This is a genomic window from Isoptericola sp. GX10416 (genome assembly GCF_056590155.1).
The window spans coordinates 17,494-37,550 of record NZ_JBWPVO010000002.1 but is presented as its reverse complement, the minus strand read 5'-3'; the positions used below and the strand labels follow the sequence as shown (position 1 = coordinate 37,550).

17 protein-coding genes are annotated in these 20,057 nt (G+C 72.8%); 8 read left to right on the top strand and 9 right to left on the bottom strand.

Annotation, left to right across the window (positions count from 1 at the left end; translation table 11 throughout):
- Position 1: 1 nt before the first annotated feature.
- The 3 genes from ACWAT2_RS03935 to ACWAT2_RS03925 are packed head-to-tail and all read right to left on the bottom strand — an operon-like array spanning position 2 to position 2,998.
- On the bottom strand, positions 2-964 hold the full coding sequence (locus ACWAT2_RS03935; RefSeq protein ID WP_402373038.1) for a TAXI family TRAP transporter solute-binding subunit: 963 nt from the start codon (positions 962-964) through the stop codon (positions 2-4).
- Positions 961-2,319, bottom strand: a complete 1,359-nt coding sequence (locus ACWAT2_RS03930) for a sensor histidine kinase (protein WP_402373036.1) — start codon at positions 2,317-2,319, stop codon at positions 961-963. The genes ACWAT2_RS03935 and ACWAT2_RS03930 overlap by 4 nt, the downstream gene beginning before the upstream one ends.
- 1 nt (position 2,320) lies before the next feature.
- Positions 2,321-2,998 (bottom strand): response regulator transcription factor, encoded by a 678-nt coding sequence (locus tag ACWAT2_RS03925; protein WP_402373034.1) that lies wholly within the window; start codon positions 2,996-2,998, stop codon positions 2,321-2,323.
- Between the two features lie 312 nt (positions 2,999-3,310).
- Here ACWAT2_RS03925 and ACWAT2_RS03920 point away from each other — a divergent pair, with 312 nt between their 5' ends.
- From ACWAT2_RS03920 to nhaA, 7 genes are all read left to right on the top strand, one after another.
- Complete coding sequence (locus tag ACWAT2_RS03920) at positions 3,311-3,727, top strand: MerR family transcriptional regulator (RefSeq protein ID WP_402373031.1); 417 nt, start codon at positions 3,311-3,313, stop codon at positions 3,725-3,727.
- A complete protein-coding gene (locus ACWAT2_RS03915; RefSeq protein ID WP_402373028.1) occupies positions 3,724-5,316 on the top strand; it encodes a peptide chain release factor 3 in 1,593 nt (530 codons plus the stop codon). Before ACWAT2_RS03920 ends, ACWAT2_RS03915 begins: the two co-directional genes overlap by 4 nt.
- Positions 5,317-5,484: 168 nt before the next feature.
- The gene (locus tag ACWAT2_RS03910) at positions 5,485-7,056 is read left to right on the top strand and encodes a SulP family inorganic anion transporter (RefSeq protein WP_402373025.1); all 1,572 of its coding nucleotides are present in this window, start codon (positions 5,485-5,487) and stop codon (positions 7,054-7,056) included.
- 1 nt (position 7,057) lies between these two features.
- Positions 7,058-8,743, top strand: coding sequence for a ribonuclease J (locus ACWAT2_RS03905; protein ID WP_402373022.1), 1,686 nt, complete (start codon positions 7,058-7,060; stop codon positions 8,741-8,743).
- 125 nt (positions 8,744-8,868) lie between these two features.
- Positions 8,869-9,705, top strand: a complete 837-nt coding sequence (locus ACWAT2_RS03900) for a Cof-type HAD-IIB family hydrolase (protein WP_402373019.1) — start codon at positions 8,869-8,871, stop codon at positions 9,703-9,705.
- Between the two features lie 118 nt (positions 9,706-9,823).
- Positions 9,824-11,305 (top strand): RICIN domain-containing protein, encoded by a 1,482-nt coding sequence (locus ACWAT2_RS03895; protein WP_402373016.1) that lies wholly within the window; start codon positions 9,824-9,826, stop codon positions 11,303-11,305.
- A gap of 69 nt (positions 11,306-11,374) precedes the next feature.
- A complete protein-coding gene (gene nhaA / locus ACWAT2_RS03890) occupies positions 11,375-13,243 on the top strand; it encodes a Na+/H+ antiporter NhaA (RefSeq protein ID WP_480048498.1) in 1,869 nt (622 codons plus the stop codon).
- A gap of 16 nt (positions 13,244-13,259) precedes the next feature.
- Here nhaA and ACWAT2_RS03885 read toward each other — a convergent pair whose 3' ends face one another.
- The gene (locus ACWAT2_RS03885; RefSeq protein ID WP_402373011.1) at positions 13,260-13,721 is read right to left on the bottom strand and encodes a DUF2255 family protein; all 462 of its coding nucleotides are present in this window, start codon (positions 13,719-13,721) and stop codon (positions 13,260-13,262) included.
- Positions 13,722-13,954: 233 nt separating this feature from the next.
- On the opposite strand from ACWAT2_RS03885, the gene ACWAT2_RS03880 reads away from it, so the two are divergent.
- On the top strand, positions 13,955-15,157 hold the full coding sequence (locus tag ACWAT2_RS03880) for an ROK family transcriptional regulator (protein WP_402373009.1): 1,203 nt from the start codon (positions 13,955-13,957) through the stop codon (positions 15,155-15,157).
- Here ACWAT2_RS03880 and ACWAT2_RS03875 read toward each other — a convergent pair.
- Genes ACWAT2_RS03875 through ACWAT2_RS03855 form a run of 5 tightly spaced genes read right to left on the bottom strand, consistent with a single transcriptional unit; the run spans position 15,123 to position 20,053 of the window.
- Complete coding sequence (locus tag ACWAT2_RS03875) at positions 15,123-16,487, bottom strand: alkaline phosphatase family protein (RefSeq protein WP_402373934.1); 1,365 nt, start codon at positions 16,485-16,487, stop codon at positions 15,123-15,125. The two genes, ACWAT2_RS03880 and ACWAT2_RS03875, sit on opposite strands and share 35 nt — an antisense overlap.
- A 5-nt stretch (positions 16,488-16,492) precedes the next feature.
- Positions 16,493-17,671 carry a metabolite traffic protein EboE gene (gene eboE / locus ACWAT2_RS03870; protein ID WP_402373006.1) on the bottom strand — a complete coding sequence of 393 codons (1,179 nt, stop codon included), beginning with the start codon at positions 17,669-17,671 and terminating at the stop codon, positions 16,493-16,495.
- A 3-nt stretch (positions 17,672-17,674) separates the two neighbouring features.
- Entirely contained in the window at positions 17,675-18,574 is a 900-nt protein-coding gene (locus tag ACWAT2_RS03865; protein WP_402373003.1) for a TatD family hydrolase, read from the bottom strand.
- Between the two features lie 47 nt (positions 18,575-18,621).
- The gene (locus ACWAT2_RS03860; RefSeq protein ID WP_402373000.1) at positions 18,622-19,197 is read right to left on the bottom strand and encodes an EboA domain-containing protein; all 576 of its coding nucleotides are present in this window, start codon (positions 19,195-19,197) and stop codon (positions 18,622-18,624) included.
- Positions 19,198-19,201: 4 nt separating this feature from the next.
- Entirely contained in the window at positions 19,202-20,053 is an 852-nt protein-coding gene (locus ACWAT2_RS03855) for a sugar phosphate isomerase/epimerase family protein (protein WP_402373932.1), read from the bottom strand.
- Between the last annotated feature and the right edge of the window lie 4 nt (positions 20,054-20,057).

Genomic DNA, 20,057 nt, shown 5'->3' with positions numbered 1-20,057 from the left:
GTCACGACTTGACCTCCTGGTAGTACCGCAGCGCTCCGGCCTGCAGCTCGGCCGGCTCGGTGTAGATCGCCCGCGACCGGTCGAGGAGCGCCGCCGAGGGAACGAGCACGGAGATCTCGCTGCGCGTCTCGAAGAGGGTCTGCACCAGCCCGTGAGCGACACCGTCGGGCATGTCGGGGCCGACCACCAGGACGTTGGGGACCGCGAGCGTCTCCACGTCGTCGGCGACACCGTAGACACCCTCGGGCACCACGCCGTGCCGGTACCCGTGCCCGTACTGGGTGCGCAGCCCGTCGACCACGTCCCCGAGCGGGATCAGCCGGACGGGCACGTCCTGGGACAGTCCCACGATGCCGGGCGTCCGCAGCCCTCCTGACCAGAACACGGCGTCGAGGCTGCCGTGCTCCAGCGCGTCGATCGACTCGGTGATCCCGAGCTCCGTGACCCGCAGGTCGTCGATCGGCACTCCCGCGGCCTCGAGCACCCGGCCCGCGATGAGCGAGGTGCCGGACCGCGGCGCTCCGACGGACACGCGCAGCCCCCGCAGGTCGGTGATCTCCTCGACCGGCGAGTCGGCCGGCACCACCAGGTGCGCGAAGTCGTCGTACACGCGGGCGAGCGCCTTGACCTCGACCGGATCGCTGAAGGCGCCCTCGCCGTCGACGGCGTCCGCCACCGCGTCCGCGGCGCTGAAGGCCACGTCCGCGGTCCCGTCGGCGACGAGCTGCAGGTTGTCCACGGACCCCCCGGTGCTGAGCACCTCCACCTCGATCCCGTACTGGTCGGAGAGCTGCGCCGCGAGCGCCTGGCCGTAGCCGTGGTAGATGCCGCTGGTCCCACCGGTCGCGATGGTCAGGCTCTGGGGACGCTGGCCCTCCCACGGGTCGCTGTCCCCCGCCGTGCACGCCACCAGCAGCGCGGCGGAGGCGAGCAGCGACAGCGCCGTCGCGACGGCCCGCCTCACTCCCCCGCCTCCCAGGCCGGGACCTGCAGCCGCACCCGCAGTCCGCCGTCGTCGGGCAGATCGAGCCGCAGACCGCCGCCCAGCGCGGCGAGAAGCTCCGAGGCGATCGCCAGGCCCAGCCCCGAGCCGCGCACCGAGCTGTGACCCGGGCTCCGCCAGAAGCGTTCCGTGAGGCGTTCGAGCTGCTCGGCGGGCACGCCGGGCCCGTGGTCGCGGACGACGATCTCGATCCTGCCGGCCTCGCGGACCACGAGGACGTCGACCGGCTCGGACGCCGGCGCGAACTTGATCGCGTTCTCGACGACGGTGTCGAACGCGCTCTCGAGCGCGGTGGGGTCGGCAGCGGCCAGGACCTCACCGCCGGGCGTGGTGAGCCGGACCTCCCGGTCCGGGTCGAGGACCTTGCGGCCCTCGACGCGCCGCGCCACGAGGTCGGCGACGTCGACGGGCTGCGCGGCGGACATGCTCGTGCCGTCGGCCAGGAGGAGCAGGGCGTCGAGGATCTGCGCCATGCGCTCGGCCTCGGCCCGCACGTGCTCGACGTCGTCCGCGTCCTCGGCCTCGACGGTCAGTGCGAGCGACTCGATGCGCAGCATCAGGGCGTTGAGCGGGTTGCGCAGCTCGTGCGAGGCGTTGGCCACGAACTCCTGCTGGCGGCGCATCAGGTGCTCGACGCGCTCCGCCATCTCGTTGAATCGGCTCACCACCTGGCGCAGCTCGGGCGGCCCGGTCGACGGTGGGATGCGCTCGTCGAGCCGCCCACCGCCCATCTTCTCCATCGCCTGGTCGACGGCGCGGACCGGCCGCAGCACCCAGCCTGCCGTGCGGTCGGCGAGGACCAGCGCGAGCAGCGCCATCACCACGCCCGCCGCACCGAGGAGCGCCCAGCTGTACCAGATCGCGCGCTGCACCTTCACGGCGTCCGACGACGTCACGAGGGCGCCGACCAGGTCCCCGCCGTCGAAGATGGGCTCGGCGACCACGATCCGCTGCGCGTCCCAGGGCCAGAACGTCTCGCGCATCTCCGCGCGGCGGCCCGCGAGCGCCGCGTGCCGTTCCGCGTAGTCGTGGATCTCCAGCCCTTCCGCTGCGACGGTGACCCCGGCCTGGTCGACGACGCCGGCACGGATGCCGTACACCTGCCGGTACCTTTCGAGGTCTCCCGCGACGAGGGACGGGTCGTCGGCGACGATCGCCTGACGGGCGGGCAGCACCAGGTAGCTCGTGTCGCGCAGCCGGTCCAGGAAGACCTCCTGCTGGTGCGCGCGCGTCACGCTCCCCGCGTAGAGCATGCCGAGCAGCAGGATGACCAGGGCGAGCGGCACGTAGACGAGCGCGGCGAGTCGGCTCCGCACGTCACTGCTGCCCGACGCGGTACCCCACGCCGCGCACCGTCTCGACGACGGCGGGTTCGCCGAGCTTGCGGCGCAGGGAGGCGATGTGGACCTCGAGGGTGCGGCCGAGCCCCTTCCAGCTGGAGCCCCACACCTCCCGCAGGATGCGTTCGCGGGCGAGCGCCGTGCCGCGGTGGCGGACCAGCAGCGCGAGCAGGTCGTACTCCTTGCGGGTGAGCGACACGACGTCGCCGTCGGTGCGGCGCACCACGCGGGCGGCGAGGTCGACCTGCACCTCGCCGACGTCGATCCGGGCGACGTCGGCGCGGCCGTCCCACTCCCGGGACCGGCCGCGGCGCAGCACCGCGTCGATGCGGGCGAGGACCTCGCGGATGTCGTACGGCTTGGTCACGTAGTCGTCGGCGCCGAGCTCCAGGCCCCGCACCCGCGACTCGAGCTGGGTACGTGCGGTGACCATGATGATCGGGGTGTCGCAGACCTTGCGCATCCGGCGGCAGACCTCGAACCCGTCCATGTCCGGCAGCGCCAGGTCGAGCAGCACGAGGTCCGTCCGCGGGCTCAGCGCGTCGAGCGCGCTCGCGCCGTCGGCCGCCCGGAGCACCTCGTACCCGTGCTTGCCCAGGACGGAGACGAGCGCGCCGGCGACATGCTCGTTGTCCTCCACGACCAGCAGCTGCACGTTCCGACCGTATCCGAGCACGGACGCGACGGATAGACGCGGTCAGGACGTGAGCACCCCTGGAGCGGGTGATCCGTGGCGGACGCCGCGGTCGGTCCGCGACCGTGATCCTCAGGCCCGCGGCCAGCAGCGGTGCGAGCTCGGCGAGCACCACGGGGTCGATCACGGGACGGTTCGGACCGCTCGCTCGGGACGCCAGGGCAGCCGGATGACGTGTCCGGCGCCGGTCGCCAGGGAGCGGTACGCATCACAGGAGGGAGCGACGTCCCGTCCCTGCCGCGACGGTAGGGTACGGACGTCGAACGGAGAGCCATGGGACAGGACCGCAAGCAGATCGGCGAGGTGTCGGAGCGTACCGGCCTCTCCCTGCGCACGATCCGCTACTACGAGGAGGTCGGCCTCGTCATCCCGTCCGCGCGCTCGCACGGCGGCTTTCGGCTGTACACCGACTCGGACATCGCGAGACTCCTGCTCGTCAAGCAGATGAAGCCGCTGGACTTCTCCCTCGAGGAGATGCGCGACCTGCTCACCACGCTCGACGAGCTGGAGCGCGACGACGCCGGTACCGCGGGACGCGAGGCCACGCTCGAACGGCTGAGCACGTTCGAGGCGGCGGCCGAGGAGCGCTGCCGGAGCCTGCGCGCCCAGCTCGAGAGCGCCGAGGAGTTCGCCGGCAACCTGCGCCGCGAGCTGGACGACCGACGCACGGTGGTGGCCGGCTCCCGATGACCACGCTCGCCACCGAGAACACGTCCGTCACGGCCGAGGCCGCCCGACGGCGCAGCATCGCCGTCATCTCCCACCCCGACGCCGGCAAGTCGACGCTCACCGAGGCCCTCGCCCTGCACGCCCACGCCATCGACCAGGCGGGCGCGGTGCACGGCAAGGGCAACCGCTCCGGCGTCGTCTCCGACTGGCTCGAGATGGAGCAGAAGCGCGGCATCTCGATCACCTCGGCCGCGCTGCAGTTCGTCTACCGCGACGTCGTCATCAACCTGCTGGACACCCCGGGGCACGCGGACTTCTCCGAGGACACCTACCGCGTGCTGACCGCGGTCGACGCCGCCGTCATGCTCCTGGACTCCGCGAAGGGCCTGGAGCCGCAGACCCTCAAGCTGTTCGAGGTCTGCCGCCGCCGCGGCGTGCCCGTCATCACCTTCGTCAACAAGTGGGACCGGCCGGGGCGTGAGGTCCTCGACCTCTGCGACGAGCTCGAGGAGCGCATCGGTCTGCGGCCCACGCCGGTGACCTGGCCCGTCGGCGAGGCGGGCCGGTTCCTCGGTCTGCTCGACCGCCAGGACGGCCACGTGACCACCTACCGCCGCGCACCGGGCGGCGCCTCGATCGCCGAGGAGCGCACGCTCGACGCCTCCCGAGCCGCCGAGGAGCTCGACGACGACTACGTCGAGGCGCTCGAGGGCGCCCAGCTCCTGGAACCGGTCGACGTCGGCACGTTCCGCAGCGGCGAGACCACGCCCCTGCTCTTCGGGGCGGCGCTGGCCAACATCGGTGTCCGGCAGCTCCTCGACGCCGTCGTCGACCTCGCCCCCGCGCCGGCCGCACGGCCGACCGCCGACGGCGGCGACCGCCCCGTCGACGCACCGTTCAGCGGGTTCGTGTTCAAGATGCAGGCCGGGATGGACCCCAAGCACCGCGACCACGTCGCGTACATCCGGGTGTGCTCCGGGCGGTTCGAGCGTGGCATGAACGTCACGCACCAGCGCACCGGGCGGCCGTTCGCGACGAAGTACGCCCTGTCGGTGTTCGGCCGCGAGCGCTCGACCGTGGAGGACGCCTACCCCGGTGACGTCGTCGGGCTGGTGAACGCGGGCGCGCTGGCCGTCGGCGACACCGTCCACGAGCCGTCCGGCCCGTCCGTGCGGTTCCCGCCGATGCCGGCGTTCGAGCCCGAGCACTTCGCCGTCGCACGGTCCTCCGACCCGGGACGCTCGAAGCAGTTCCGCAAGGGCATGGCCCAGCTCGAGCAGGAGGGCGTCGTCCAGGTCCTCGTCTCCGACCTGCGCGGCGACGCCAGCCCGGTCCTCGCGGCGGTCGGTCCGCTGCAGTTCGAGGTCGCCGCGTTCCGCATGGAGCACGAGTTCTCGGCGCCGATGGTCCTCGAGACCCTCCCGCTCTCGGTCGCGCGCTACGTCGACCCCGAGCACGCCGCCACCCTCGCGGCCTACCCGGGGGCCGAGGTCGCGCGTCGCCGCGACGGCGCCACCCTGGCGCTGCTGCGCGACGTGTGGCACGCCCGTGCCTTCGAACGCGGCCACCCGGACATCGCCCTGGACCCGCTGACACCAAACCTGCCTTGACGTCAGGGTAGAGTTCTCCACGGCTCACCCTTTCTGCGCCGTCACCGGCGCGACCGAGCCCACCTTCTTCCCGTGCGCAGCGTCGCGTGCGCTGTCCTTGTCCATCCCGACCGTGTCTCGCGACCCGGTCCGCGGGCGTGCGCGCCCACCGAAGCCGAAAGATGCTGCGTGCCGAACGACGCCCGTACGCCCCCGCCGGACCCTGCCTCCGCGCCGCAGCCCGTCACCGGCGCGCCCGAGGCGGCCCAGACCTACTCCGTACTGACGGCGCTGCGGTCTCCCCGGATCCTCAGGACCGAGGTCCTCGCGGGTCTCGTCGTCGCTCTCGCGCTCATCCCGGAGGCGATCGCGTTCTCGATCATCGCGGGCGTCGACCCACGGCTGGGGCTGTTCGCGTCGTTCACGATGGCGGTCTCGATCTCGTTCCTCGGCGGCCGACCCGCCATGATCTCCGCCGCCACCGGGGCGGTCGCCCTGGTCATCGCACCCGTGGCCCGCGACCACGGCATCGAGTACTTCATCGCCACGGTGATCCTCGCCGGCATCTTCCAGGTGGCCCTCGGCCTGCTCGGCATCGCCCGGCTCATGCGGTTCATCCCGCGCTCGGTGATGGTCGGGTTCGTCAACGCCCTGGCGATCCTCATCTTCACCTCGCAGCTCCCGCACCTCTTCGGTGACAAGGTCACGGCCGGCAACCGCTGGTGGATCTATGGCCTGGTGATCGTCGGCCTCGTGATCATGGTGCTGCTCCCGCGGCTGACCAAGGTGGTCCCCGCGCCGCTCGTCGCCATCGTGCTCATCACGAGCGCGACCGTCCTCGCCGCGATCAACGTCCCGACTGTCGGCGACGAGGGCGAGCTGCCCCAGTCGCTGCCGTCGCTGCTCGTGCCGGACGTGCCGCTGAACATCGAGACGTTCCGGATCATCGCCCCGGTCGCGCTGGCCATGGCCCTGGTGGGCCTCCTCGAGTCGCTGCTGACCGCCAAGCTGGTCGACGACGTCACCGACACGCACTCGAACAAGACGCGCGAGGCGTGGGGTCAGGGAGCCGCCAACATCATCACCGGGTTCTTCGGGGGCATGGGCGGCTGCGCGATGATCGGCCAGACCATGATCAACGTGAAGGTGTCCGGCGCGCGCACCCGGATCTCGACGTTCCTCGCCGGCGTGTTCCTGCTGGTCCTCGTCGTCGGGCTCGGCGACGTGGTCGCCGTCATCCCGATGGCCGCGCTCGTCGCCGTCATGATCATGGTGTCCGTCGGCACGTTCGACTGGCACTCGGTCCGGCCCGGCACGCTGCGGCGGATGCCCCGCTCGGAGACGGCCGTGATGCTGTCCACCGTGATCGTCACGGTCTGGACCCACAACCTGGCCTACGGCGTCGGCGTCGGCGTCCTGGTCGCGATGGCGCTCTTCGCGCGCCGCGTGGCCCACTTCACCACCGTGACGCGCCTCGACGCATCAGATGCTGACGACGAGCGCGTCTACGCCGTCGAGGGCGAGCTGTTCTTCGCGTCCTCGAACGATCTCGTCTACCAGTTCGACTACTCAGGAGACCCGCACCGTATCGTGATCGACATGACCAATGCCCACGTCTGGGACGCCTCGACGGTCGCAAGCCTCGACGCAGTCCGCACCAAGTACGAGTCGAAGGGCAAGACCGTCAGGATCGTCGGCGCGAACCCTGACACCGCGGCGAGGCTCGACCGCCTCGCCGGCACGCTGGACGGGGGGAGCTGAGATGCACACCGCTCCCCGTGACCTGACGCGCCCTCCCCGGCTCTCCCGCAAGGCTCTGCGGATCACGCCGCTCGGCGGCGTCGGCGAGATCGGCCGCAACATGACGGTCTTCGAGCAGTCCGGGCGACTCCTCGTCGTCGACTGCGGCGTCCTCTTCCCCGAGGACCACCAGCCCGGCGTCGACGTGATCCTCCCCGACTTCGCGAGCATCACCGACCGGCTCGACGACATCGAGGCGATCGTCCTCACGCACGGGCACGAGGACCACATCGGTGGCGTGCCGTACCTGCTGAAGCTCCGTCCGGACATCCCCCTCGTCGGGTCCGAGCTGACGCTGGCGTTCATCGCCGAGAAGCTCAAGGAACACGGCATCAAGCCGGTCCTGAAGCGGGTCGAGGCGACCGACCGGTACTCCACCGGCCCGTTCGACCTCGAGTTCATCGCCGTGAACCACTCGATCCCGGACGGTCTCGCCGTCGTCATCCGCACCGCCGCGGGCTCCGTGCTGCACACCGGAGACTTCCGGATGGACCAGTTCCCGCTCGACGGGCGGCTGACCGACCTGCGGGCCTTCGGCCGCATCGGCGAGGAGGGCCTCGACCTGCTGCTGGTCGACTCCACCAACGCCGAGGTCCCCGGCTTCTCGATCTCCGAGAGCGACCTGGTCCCGGCGATCGAACAGGTCTTCCGCACAACCCCGGGCCGGGTGATCGTCTCCAGCTTCGCCAGTCACGTCCACCGGATCCAGCAGGTGCTGGACGCCTCCCACGCGGTCGGCCGCAAGGTGTCCTTCGTGGGGCGCTCGATGGTCCGCAACATGCGGATCGCGCGCGAGCTCGGTTACCTCACCGTCCCGCGCGGCATGGTGATCGACTACAAGAAGACCCGCGGCATGGCGCCCGAGCAGGTCACCCTGATCTGCACCGGCTCCCAGGGCGAGCCGTTGGCCGCGCTGTCCCGCATGGCCAACGAGTCGCACGAGGTCCGCATCAGCGAGGGCGACACCGTGCTGCTGGCCAGCTCGCTGATCCCGGGCAACGAGAACGCGATCTACGGGATCATCAACAAGCTGACGGACCTCGGCGCGAACGTCGTGCACAAGGGCAACGCCCGCGTGCACGTCTCGGGCCACGCCAGCGCCGGCGAGCTCGTCTACTGCTACAACATCCTCAAGCCGCGCAACGTCATGCCGGTCCACGGCGAGCCCAAGCACCTGCACGCCAACGGTGCGCTCGCCGAGCGCACCGGCGTCGACCCGGAGAAGGTGCTGATCACCCGTGACGGCGTGGTCGTCGACCTCGTCGACGGCACCGCGAAGATCGTCGGCCAGGTCCAGGCGGACCTCGTGTTCGTCGACGGGCAGACGGTGGGCCACGCGACCGAGGACACCCTCGCGGAGCGTCGCCAGCTCAGCGCCGGCGGCGTGCTGACCGTGCTCGTGCTGCTGAAGCCGGGCACGACGGAGCTCGCCGAGCCCCCGGAGTACCTGCACCGCGGGTTCGTGCAGAGCCCGGAGAGCCTCGAGGCGGCCACCAAGGCCCTGACGAAGGCGCTCGCCGACGCCGCGGAGCGCGGCATCACCGAGGGCGAGGAGCTCGAGAAGCGTCTGGCGGGTGCCGTCGGGCGGTCGCTGGCCCGCACCTCCCGCCGCGAGCCGGTCGTCATCGCCCTGGTGCTCGACGCCTGACCCTCCTCCGGCCGCCGAATAGGTGGATCGAGACCGGTATGCGTCGCATACCGGTCCCGATCCACATATTCGGCACGCCACGGACGGCGGTGCACGCGTCGCCGTCCCCGGCCGATCATGGAACCATGCCACTGCCCTCGCTCCCCCGCCCGGACCAGGTCCGCCTGGTCGTCACCGACATGGACGGCACCTTGCTCGACCCCGACGGCGCCGTCCCCGACGGGCTGTGGCCGCTGCTCGAGCGCATGCACGACGCCGGCATCGCGTTCGTCCCCGCCTCGGGACGTCAGCACGCCACCATCGCCGCGTCCTTCCCGCCTGCCACCACCCCCGGCCACGACGAGCTGGTGATCATCGCCGAGAACGGCACCCTCGTCACGCGCGGCGGGGCCGAGGTGTCCTCCGAGACGCTCGACCGGGACGGCGTCACCGCCGTCGTCCACGCCGTGCGCGGACTGGGCACCAGCCGGGACGGTGGCGCCGTCCTCGCCGGCAAGCGGGGCGCCTACGTCGAGCGCGCGGACGCGCGGTTCGTCGACCACGTGCGCACCTACTACCTCGAGCTGGAGGTCGTCGAGGACCTGCTCGCCGTCGACGACGACGTCCTCAAGGTCGCCGTGTACGACGACGTCGACTCGGCCACCGGCACGCTGCCCGTGCTCGAGCACCTGCGCGCCACCCACCAGGTCGTGGTGTCCAGCCCGCACTGGATCGACGTCATGCCCACCGGTGTCAACAAGGGCCGCGGCCTGCGCCGGCTCCAGGCCGAGCTCGGCGTGACGCCCGCGCAGACGATGGTGTTCGGCGACTACCTCAACGACATCGAGATGCTCGACGCCGCCGAGTGGTCGTTCGCCATGGCCGGGGCCCACCCCGACGTCCTGGCGCACGCCCGGCACACCGCACCGAGCAACGCCGAGCACGGCGTGGTCCGGGTGCTCGAGGCGCTCTTCGCGGACTGAGGCCGGCCGGCGCCGGGACGGCCCACCCACGGTGGCCGGGCCGGCACGAGCCGTTGCCATCGCATCTACATCGATGTAAGTTTGCGGTGCTCGCGACCACCCTCAACGTGGAGGACCCATGGAAGCCCGCACCATCGCCCGAGCTCAGCACACCCGGCACTCCCGGCGCACCGTCGCGGCACTCCTCGCCGCGTTCGTCACGGCACTCGCGCTCGCCGCCGGCTGGACCGTCGCCGCCGGCACCCCGGCCCGCGCGGCCACCGTCGACCCGAACGCCTGGTACGTGCTCGTCAACCAGCACAGCGGCAAGGCGCTCGACGTCTACGAAGCCGCCACCGACGACGGCGCCGGCATCGTCCAGTGGGAGCGCAACAACGGCGCCTGGCAGCAGTGGCGGTTCCTCGACTCCGGGGACGGCTATCACCGGCTGCAGTCGCGGCACAGCGGCAAGGTCCTCGACGTCTCCGGCCGGTCGACCGCCGACGGCGCGGACGTGGTCCAGTGGGCCGACACCGGTGGGACGAACCAGCAGTTCCGCCTGGTCGACTCCGCCGACGGGACCGTCCGGCTGGTCAACCGCAACAGCGGCAAGGCGCTCGAGGTGTGGGAGTGGTCGACCGCCGACGGCGCCCGCGTCTCGCAGTTCGACGACCTCGACGGCGCGAACCAGCGCTGGAGCCTCGTACGCGTCGAGGGCGGTGGCGACGGCGGGACCGGGACGAGCTACCCCGGACCCGGCCCCGTCACCGGCGACACCGGCCTGCACGACCCCGAGGTGACCCGGACGCCGTCCGGCGGCTACCTCGTGGCGAGCACCGGGCCCGGCGTCCCGCTCAAGACGTCGGACGACCGCACGCACTGGACCGACGCCGGCTCGGCGTTCCCCGACGGCACGCCGTGGGCCGACCCCTACACCGGCGGCAGCGCCCACCTGTGGGCGCCCGAGATCCACCACGCGAACGGTCAGTACTACCTCTGGTACTCGGCGTCGTCGTTCGGCGAGAACACCTCGGCGATCTTCCTGGCCACCAGCCCGTCCGGGGCCGCGGGCACCTGGACGCACCGCGGGAAGGTCGTCGAGTCCGGTGCGGGCGACGACTTCAACGCCATCGACCCCGACGTCTTCGTCGATGCCGACGGCTCCTGGTGGATGAGCTTCGGCTCGTTCTGGTCCGGCATCAAGATGATCCGCCTCGACCCGGCCACCGGGGAACGCTCCGGGTCGGCGTTCCACTCGATCGCCGGCCGCGGCGGCGGCGCGATCGAGGCGCCGAGCATCCACCACCGCGACGGCTACTACTACCTGTACGTGTCGTTCGACTCCTGCTGCCAGGGCGCCGACAGCACGTACCGCGTCATGGTGGGCCGCTCGACCTCGATCACCGGCCCGTACGTGGACCAGGCCGGCGTGCCGATGACGGCCGGCGGCGGCACGGAGGTCCTGGCGAGCCACGGCTCGGTCCACGGCCCGGGCCACCAGACCGTCTTCAGCGACGCCGACGCCGACGTGCTGATGTACCACTACTACGCGGCGTCGGGAGCGTCGTTCCTGGGGATCAACCTGCTCCGGTACGACGACGGCTGGCCGTCGGTGTACTGACACCCGGACGCCGGGTGAGGCGCGCCACGATCCGCGTCCACCCGGCGTCGGCCGCAGTAGGCTTCCGGGGTGCGTCTCTGGACGGGAGCGACGATGGCCGGACGACCGCTGGCAGCCTGGCTGCGTACCGACTCGGGTGCCGCCCTGCTGCTCCTGGCCGTCACCGCGCTCGCCCTGCTCTGGGCCAACTCGCCGCTGTCCGGCTCGTACGAGCACCTGTGGGAGACGCCGATCAACATCGAGGTCGGCGAACTCGCCTTCGACATGGACCTGCACCACTGGATCAACGACGGCCTCATGGTGCTGTTCTTCTTCGTCGTCGGCCTCGAGGTACGCCAGGAGCTCTCGATCGGCTCCCTCCGCCGGCGCAGCCAGCGCCTGGTCCCGCTCGTCGCCGGCACCGTCGGCGTCGCGGTCCCCGCGCTGATCTATCTCGCGGTGGCCGGCCGGCAGGCACCCGAGGGCTGGGGCGTCGTCGTCGGCACGGACACCGCGTTCCTGCTCGGCGTGCTCGCCCTCGTCGGCCCGGCGATGTCGAACCAGCTCCGCGTCTTCCTGCTGACCCTGTCGGTGGTGGACGACTTCCTCGCGGTGACGATCATCGGCGTCGTCTACTCCGACGCGATACGGGTCGGCCCGCTGCTCCTCGCGCTGGCGTGCCTCGGCGCGCTGTGGCTGCTGGGCCGCATGCGCGAGTGGCGCAGCGCCCCGTACGTGGTCGTGGTGGTCGTGCTGTGGGGGGCCACCGTGCAGGCCGGGGTGCACCCGTCCATCGCCGGGATGCTCGCAGGCCTGCTGGTGCCCGCCGCGCTCACCCGCCGTGACGACGTCGTGCGGACCAAGAACCTGTACCGCGCCTACTGGCAGTCCCCCAGCGCGAGCGTCGCCCGCGACGTCCACCTCGGCCTGGCGCGGTCCATCTCGGTGAACCACCGGCTGCACCAGGTACTCAACACCCCGGTGCTCCTCGTCGTCGTGCCGCTGTTCGCGCTCGCGAACGCCGGGATCGACCTGCGGGGCGGCGCGCTCGGCGACGCGCTGGGCTCGTCGATCACGTGGGGCGTGGTCGCCGGGCTGGTCGTCGGCAAGCTGGTGGGCATCAGCGTCGGCACGTGGGTGGCCGTCCGGCTCGGGCTCGGCACCCTGCCCGACGGCGTGGGGCCCGGCAGCGTGCTCGGCGGCGCGGCCCTGTCCGGGATCGGCTTCACCGTCTCGCTGCTCGTGGTCGACCTGGCCTTCGACGACGCGGCACAGCGCCAGGCCGCCACCGTGGGCGTGCTGCTCGCGCTGGTGATCGCCTCGCTGGTCGCCTGGGCACTGTTCGCCACAGCACGGGTGCGGTGGGGCGAGGAGAGCGCCGACCTGCCCCTGACGCTGGACCCGCCGGTCGACCTGCGCCACGACCACGTGCGGGGCGACCCCGACGCGCCGCACACCGTGGTGGAGTACTTCGACTTCGAGTGCCCGTTCTGCGCCCGGACCACCGGGATGTGGCGGGACCTGCGCGACCACTTCGGCGACCGCGTCCGGTACGTGGTGCGTCACCTGCCGCAGGAGGACGTGCACCCTCGGGCGCTGCTCGCCGCCGTCGCGTCGGAGGCGGCGGCGCGGCAGGGCCGCTTCTGGGAGATGCACGACCTGCTGTTCGCCCACCAGTCCCGCCTCGAGGCGGAGGACCTGCGCGGCTACGCCGAGGAGCTCGGCCTGGACCTGGAGCAGTTCGACGCCGACCTCGCCGACGACGCCCTGCACGCCCTCGTGCAGGACCACACCGTCAGCGCGGCGGCCAGCGGCGCCCGCGGGACACCGACGTTCTTCCTCGACGGCACCCGTCACCAGGGCTCCCACGACGCCCAGACGCTCATCGCGACGCTCGAGGCACTGGACAGCGCCGACGGCCTCGCCGACCCGTCCCCACAACGCCGACGACGGCGCTGACGGCAGGTCCGCCGGCTCAGCAGCTGGGGCAGGGCACCTCTCCCGGGCGAGCCACGCCACGCTCCGCGCGGACCCTGTCCCACCACGCCTGCGCCCGGTCCAGCAGCGGCGCCGTGCGCTCCCAGAGCGTCGGGCGGCGGGTGCTGACCCGGAACGTCGTGGCCGCCGCAGCGTCCGAGACGACGGCGGAGACCCGCTCCGGGGCGCAGTGCCCGTACTTCGCCCGGTAGGCGTCGTCGAGCGGGCCGTGCACCTCGGGCGCCACCTCGGCGAGCGTCACGTGGTGCACGACGTCGGCCACCCGCACGCGTGCCCCGCCACCGCCCGGGTGCAGCCGTTCCCCGCCTGGCGCCGACCGCACGTAGAGGTCGTGGCCGAGGGACACCACCCACGCCGGGTTCCCCGGGCCTGACCCGTCGCTCGTGAGCAGCTGGGCGGTGGGAAGGGACGCGAGGTCCTGCAGGGTGGTGTCGGTCATCAAGGTCTCCTCGCGGCGGTGCGTCAGGGTCGTGCTGGGCGGGCTCGGGTGGATGTGGTCTCCTCAGAGGGGGTGTGCGTCCAATCCGGTGGAACCCCGCTGTCGCCCCGGCTATTCCGGCAGCAGGAGGCCCGCCCTTCCTAGGCCTGCTTTTGCCGATCATGAAGCAAAAGATGACCTTTCGGGGCACAACTTCCCTCGCAGAGGTCGGTCAATGTGGTTGACTTCTCCGCATGGCGACCGTTTCGGCACCCGAGCTCGGTGCCGTCCTGCGGCTGCTCCGCGACGGGCGTTACCGCACCCGCGCCGAGCTAGCGCGCACGGCCGGGCTCTCCCGCTCCACGATGTCCGCGCGTATCGACGAGCTCCTGCGCCTCGGCCTCGCAGCCACGGTCGGCGACGCCGGATCCACCGGAGGCCGGCCCGCCGCGACGTTCGCGCTCGCACCCGGCTCCCGGCTCGTCGCCGGCGTCGACCTCGGCGCCACCCACGCGCGGGTCTCCGTCACCGACCTCACGGGCCGCGAGCTCACCGAGCACATGGAGCAGCTCCACATCGCCGACGGCCCGGACGTCGTGCTCGACCGGGTCGCCGAGATCCTCGTGGGGCTGGTCGCCGGCCTCGACCGGCCGATGAGCGACGTGGTGGGCGTGGGGGTCGGCGTCCCGGGACCGGTCGACCACACCACGGGCCGCCCGACCAAGCCGCCGATCATGCCGGGCTGGGACGGCAGCGACGTCGTGGGAGCGCTCCGACAACGTCTCGGGGACGTCGCCGTGCTCGTCGACAACGACGTGAACCTCATGGCTCTCGGCGAGCACGCGACCGCCCTGCCCGCCGTCGGCCACCTGCTCTACGTCAAGGTCGCCACCGGCATCGGCTCCGGCATCGTGGCCGACGGCAGGATCCACCGCGGCGCGCAGGGCAGCGCCGGCGACCTCGGCCATATCGCCGTCCCCGGGGCGAAACCGGTCCGCTGCACGTGCGGCAACAGCGGGTGCCTCGAAGCCATCGCGGGCGGTGCCGCCGTCGCCGCCCGCCTCGCAGCCCAGGGCCTCGCCGCGGAGAGCACCAACGACGTCGTCGAGCTCGTCCGGCACGGCGACCTCCGCGCCGCCGCGGCGGTCCGCGACGCCGGCCGGTCGATCGGTGCCGTGCTCGCCGGCTGCGTCAGCCTGCTCAACCCGTCCGCCGTCGTCGTCGGCGGATCCATGTCACGAGCCGGCGAGCACCTCATCGCCGGCATCCGCGAGATCGTCTACGCCCGCTCGCTGCCGCTGGCGACCCAGCACCTGCGGGTCGTCACCAGCATCGCCGGCGCCCGGGCCGGCGTGCTCGGCGGGGCGCACTCCGCCGCCGAGCACGCCTTCGCGCACCCCGAGCTGCTCACCGGCGAGACCGTCAGCCCACCGGGCTCGGCAGCCGCGACAGCCTGAGCAGCAGGTCCCGCACCTCGGTCGCCTCCAGGCGCTCCGTGCCCAACGGCACCGAGGACAGCAGCACCGGGCCGTCCGCCGGGTCCGCCGGCAGGCGACCGTGCGTGCCCCGCACCGGCGACGGGTCGAGCGGCACCACCCGCAGCGCGGACCGCAGGCCCGTCTTCTTGCGCAGCACGTGCAGCAGCGCCCGCGCCTTCACCCAGCGGTCCGCGGGGTCCCAGAACAGCTCGGCCGGGTCGAACCCCGGCTTCTTGTGGATCTCCACCGACCGCGCGAAGTCCGGCGCCTTCGCGTCGTCCAGCCAGTAGTAGTAGGTGAACCAGGCATCGGGCTCGGCGACCAGCACCAGGTCTCCCGCCCGCTCGTGGTCCAGCCCGTACGCGGCGCGACCCTCGGCGTCCAGCACCTCGGCCACACCGGGCAGCGCGGCCAGCAGCTCGGAGACCTCGGCCAGGTCGGCCTCGTCCGGCACGTAGACGTGCGCCACCTGGTGGTCCGCCACGGCGAACGCCCGCGACGTCCACGGGTCCAGCAGCTCGCCCGTGGCGTTCGTGTGCACGTGCAGCAGGCCCGCACAGCGCAGGGCCCGGTTGACGTCCACCGGGCGGCGCGCCGCCGTGATCCCGTACTCGCTGAGCGCGACGACGGTGGTGCCGGTCCGCTCGGCGTCGTCGAGCAGCGGGGCGAGCACCTCGTCGACCGCCTGCGCGGCCGCCACCGCCTCGGGTCCGTCCGGGCCGAACCGCTGCAGGTCGTAGTCGAGGTGCGGCACGTACACCAGCGTCATGTCGTGGTCCGGCAGCAGCCGCCGCGCGGCCGCCACGATCCACCGCGAGGAGGCGATGCTCGCCGTCGGCCCCCAGTAGGTGAACAGCGGGAACGGACCCAGCTCGGACTCCAGCTCGTCGTGCAGCTCCGGCGGCCACGTCCAGCAGTCCGGCTCCTTGCGGCCGTCGGCGCGGTAGACGGGACGCGGGGTGATCGTCGTGTCCGCCGTCGACCCCATGGCGTACCACCAGCACACGTTGGCGACCCGGTAGCCCGGCTGCTCGTGCCGGATCGTCTCCCAGACCTTCTCGCCCTGGACCAGCCGGTGGTGCTGACGCCACAGCAGCGGCTCGCCCAGGTCGCGGAAGTACCAGCCGTTGCCCACGATGCCGTGGTCCCGGGGCATCCGGCCCGTGAGGAACGTCGACTGCACCGAGCAGGTCACCGCCGGGAGCACCGTCCCCAGCTCCGCCCGTCCGCCACCCTCGGTCAGCGCCCGCAGGCGCGGCATGTGCTCCAGCAGGCGTGGGGTCAGCCCGACCACGTCGAGCACCAGCATCCGGTTCACAGGACCTCCATCCCTCGGTCGACGAGCTGCGCGCGCGTCCAGTCCAGCTCCGCCGCGATGCCGGCCACCAGGCCGTCGTCGTCGCGGGGCCGCAGGTGCGCGGGCAGCACCGACCACGTGTACGTCTCGGTCTCCAGGTGCTCCACGAGCGGGTGCGCACCACCGACCAGGAGCCCGAGCGCGTCCGTCAGGACCTCCCGGGTGCTCCGCAGCGGCGGGCGCGGGTCGGCGTGCAGCGGCACGTGGACGTGCACCCGCCACGGCCCGTCGCCGGGCAGGCCCGCCGAGCCCGCCACGCGGCCGAGCGCGTCCGGCAGGTCGTCACGGCGGTCCACCGACGCCTCCTGCTGCTCGCGCACCTGGTGCAGGAACCGCGCCTCCACGAACTCCTCCAGCGCGGCCAGCGCCTCGGGGTCCGTCGGGTCGTCGCAGTGCAGCGCCGCCGAGACCTGCGTCTTGACCACGTCGACCCCCGCACCGTGGAGCTGCGCGAGCGCCGCGGCGGGGTCCTCGAACTCGGTGGCCAGGTGGCACAGGTCGAGGCAGGCGCCCAGCCGCTCGGTATCGACCCCGTCCAGGTGCTCGACGAGGCCGCTGGTCGTCTCGGCGACGCAGCCGGGCTCGGGCTCGAACGCGACCCGCACCGTACGACCGGTGCGGTCCTCCAGCTCCCCGAGCCCCTCGGCGAGCCGGTCGACCCGGTCGCGGGCCGCGGCGGCACGGTCGGCGTCCCAGGGCTCGCGCCAGCCCAGCGGCAGCGTGCTGATGCTGCCGCGCGTGACGTCGTCGGGCAGGAGCTCGCCGAGAACCTGCGCGCAGTCGAGGGTGTACTCGAGGCGGGCGTCCTCGGTCCAGTCCGGCCGGTAGACCGCCTTCTTGACCACCGGCGCGTGGAAGTTGCCGTACGGGAACGCGTTGACCGTGACGACCTCCAGTCCCTCGTGGTCGAGCGCCTTGCGCAGCAGACCGACGGCGGCGGGATCGGCCGCGAGCCGACGCGTCGCCTCGGCGGGGAGCCACAGGCCGAGACCGAGGCGGTCCACCCCGAGCCGCCACCGCACGGGGCCGCCGAACCGCCGGAGCTGGTCGACGAGCCCGTCGACGTCCTGCGCCGGGTGGACGTTGGTGCCGTAGGACACGTGCAGGACGCTCCCGTCGGGGTGGCGCAGACGCACGGCTCAGCCCTCCGAGCCCGCGGTCGGCACGCCCTGCGACCCGCCCGGCGCGAGCGGCTCACCACGCTGCAGCGTGTTGCCCGCGAAGTCCCCGGCGTCGTCGACCACGTCGTCGAGCAGCAACCGGCCGCTCTGGCCGTAGAACGCCACCGGGTTGCGCCAGAGCACGTGGTCCACGTCGTCGTCGGTGTAGCCGCCCTCGAGCATGGCCCGGCCCGTGCGGTACGTCTTCAACGGGTCGGAACGTCCCCAGTCCGCCGCCGAGTTGACCAGCGCGCGGTCCAGGCCGCGGCGGTCCAGGATCGCGACCATCCGGTCCTCGTCCATCTTGGTGTCCGGGTAGACGGAGAACCCGGCCCAGCAGCCCGCGTCGTCGACCAGGTCGACGGTCTTCTCGTTGAGGTGGTCCACGAGGACGCGCTCCGGCGGCAGGCCCACCTGCCGCACGATCTCCAGGGTGCGCCGGGTGCCCGCCACCTTGTCGCGGTGCGGGGTGTGGACCATGACGGGCAGGTCGTGCTCGCCGGCCAGCTCGAGCTGGCGGACCATCACCTTCTCCTCGGCGTCGGTCATCGAGTCGAAGCCGACCTCGCCGACGGCGACCACGCCGTCCTTCTCCAGGTAGCGCGGGAGCAGGTCGAGCACCTCCAGCAGCCGCGGGTCGTTCGCCTCCTTCGGGTTCAGCGCGATGGTGGCGTGGTGGGCGATGCCGAACTGCGCGGCCCGGAACCTCTCCCACCCCAGCAGCGCGTCGAAGTAGTCGACGAACGAGCCGACCGACGTGCGCGGCTGCCCCAGCCAGAACGCGGGCTCGACGACGGCGCGCACCCCGGCGGCGTGCATCGCCTCGTAGTCGTCGGTCGTCCGGGAGGTCATGTGGATGTGCGGGTCGAAGATGCGCACGGCACTCTCCTCGGGTCGGTCCGCGGCGTCGCGGAGGGATCGGTCGGTCAGTGGTCGGCGGAGGCCAGCAGCCGCAGCGCGTCCTCGGGGACGTCGCGCCCGGCGGCCTCGCGCTCCTCGGCGAACGCGCGCACCATCCGGTCGAGCTCGGCGTCGCGGCGGGCGTCCAGGGCCGCGACGGAGGCCAGCGGGACGCCGGTGAACAGGCACTTCAGGACGCCGTGGCGCCAGGCGTCGACCGGCAGGTGCGCGGCGGCGTACGGGCCCATCGCGACGGCCACCAGCCGGGTGTCGTTGGTCCGCAGCGCGTCGAGGACGACGGGCACCGCGCCGTCGCCGAGCCCGAGCTCCTCGAGGTCGGGCAGCGCCATCAGCACGGCGCGGCGCTCGTCGGCGTCGCCCACGGCGTACTGCCCGGCGACGACGTCGGCCGCGACGTCCGGCCCCGCCGTCTCGCACGCGGCCACCAGCAGCCGGGACCGCGCGACGTCCTCGATCCGGCGGCCGTCCAGACCCGGGCCGCGACCGACCACCCGGGCTGCGCGGGCGGAGACCCGGGGCAGCGCCGCGGGATCGTGCCGCACCTCCCCGACGAGCACGGCGAGACGTTCCTCGGCGGTCATCTGGTCACCTCCTGGGTCTGAGCGGGATGTCCGCCTGGTAGGCCGACGCGCGGATCGCCTCGGCACTCGAGGCGACGAGCCGAGCGGCGGCGTGCGAGTGGCGGGGCAGCTCGACGGCGGCCAGGCCGTCGAACGCGGCCTCGTGCAGCGCGGTCAGGACCCCGGGCAGGTCGACGTCCCCGGTGCCGAGCTCGAGGTGCTCGTGCACGCCACGCACCATGTCGTCCACCTGGACGTGGGCGATCAGGTCCCCTACGCGACGCACCACGTCAGGGCCGGGAGCGTCCTCGACGCAGGTCAGGTGGCCGACGTCCACCGTGAGCCGCAGGGCGTCCGGGTCGCCGAGCTCGCGGCGCAGGTCCAGCACGTCGTCGACCCGCTCGACGAGCATCCCCGGCTCCGGCTCGAAGGCGAGGACGACGCCCGCGGCCTCCGCGACGGGAATCAGCTCCTCGAGGCCGGCCCGCAGGCGCGAGCGGCCCGTCGCCCTCGAGGTGCCCACCGGCAGGATCCCGGACCACAGGTGGACCGCCGGCGACCCGAGGTCCGCGGCGATCTCGACGGCGGTACGCAGCAGGGCGACGCGGCGCTCCCTGCCCTCGTCGGACAGCAGGGTCGGCTCGTGCTTGCGGCGGGGGTCGAGCACGTAGCGGGCGCCCGTCTCCACGACCACCCGCAGGCCGTGCCGCTCGAGCATCCCCCGGACCGCCGTCGTCCGCGCCGCGAGGTCCGGCGCCAGCGGGTCCAGGTGCATGTGGTCGAGGGTCAGGGCGACGCCGCCGTACCCGTGGTCGGCGAGCAGCGCGAGCGCGTCGTCGAGGCGATGGTCGGCCAGCCCGTTGGTGCCGTAGGCCATCGTG

What these genes read in the sequence shown, in the direction of transcription:
- ACWAT2_RS03920 (WP_402373031.1), top strand. Translation starts at nt 3,311, where the DNA reads ATGGGACAGGACCGCAAGCAGATCGGCGAGGTGTCGGAGCGTACCGGC.
- ACWAT2_RS03915 (WP_402373028.1), top strand. Translation starts at nt 3,724, where the DNA reads ATGACCACGCTCGCCACCGAGAACACGTCCGTCACGGCCGAGGCCGCC.
- ACWAT2_RS03905 (WP_402373022.1), top strand. Translation starts at nt 7,058, where the DNA reads ATGCACACCGCTCCCCGTGACCTGACGCGCCCTCCCCGGCTCTCCCGC.
- ACWAT2_RS03900 (WP_402373019.1), top strand. Translation starts at nt 8,869, where the DNA reads ATGCCACTGCCCTCGCTCCCCCGCCCGGACCAGGTCCGCCTGGTCGTC.
- ACWAT2_RS03895 (WP_402373016.1), top strand. Translation starts at nt 9,824, where the DNA reads ATGGAAGCCCGCACCATCGCCCGAGCTCAGCACACCCGGCACTCCCGG.
- ACWAT2_RS03885 (WP_402373011.1), bottom strand. Translation starts at nt 13,721, where the DNA reads ATGACCGACACCACCCTGCAGGACCTCGCGTCCCTTCCCACCGCCCAG.
- ACWAT2_RS03880 (WP_402373009.1), top strand. Translation starts at nt 13,955, where the DNA reads ATGGCGACCGTTTCGGCACCCGAGCTCGGTGCCGTCCTGCGGCTGCTC.
- ACWAT2_RS03875 (WP_402373934.1), bottom strand. Translation starts at nt 16,487, where the DNA reads ATGCTGGTGCTCGACGTGGTCGGGCTGACCCCACGCCTGCTGGAGCAC.
- ACWAT2_RS03860 (WP_402373000.1), bottom strand. Translation starts at nt 19,197, where the DNA reads ATGACCGCCGAGGAACGTCTCGCCGTGCTCGTCGGGGAGGTGCGGCAC.
- ACWAT2_RS03855 (WP_402373932.1), bottom strand. Translation starts at nt 20,053, where the DNA reads ATGGCCTACGGCACCAACGGGCTGGCCGACCATCGCCTCGACGACGCG.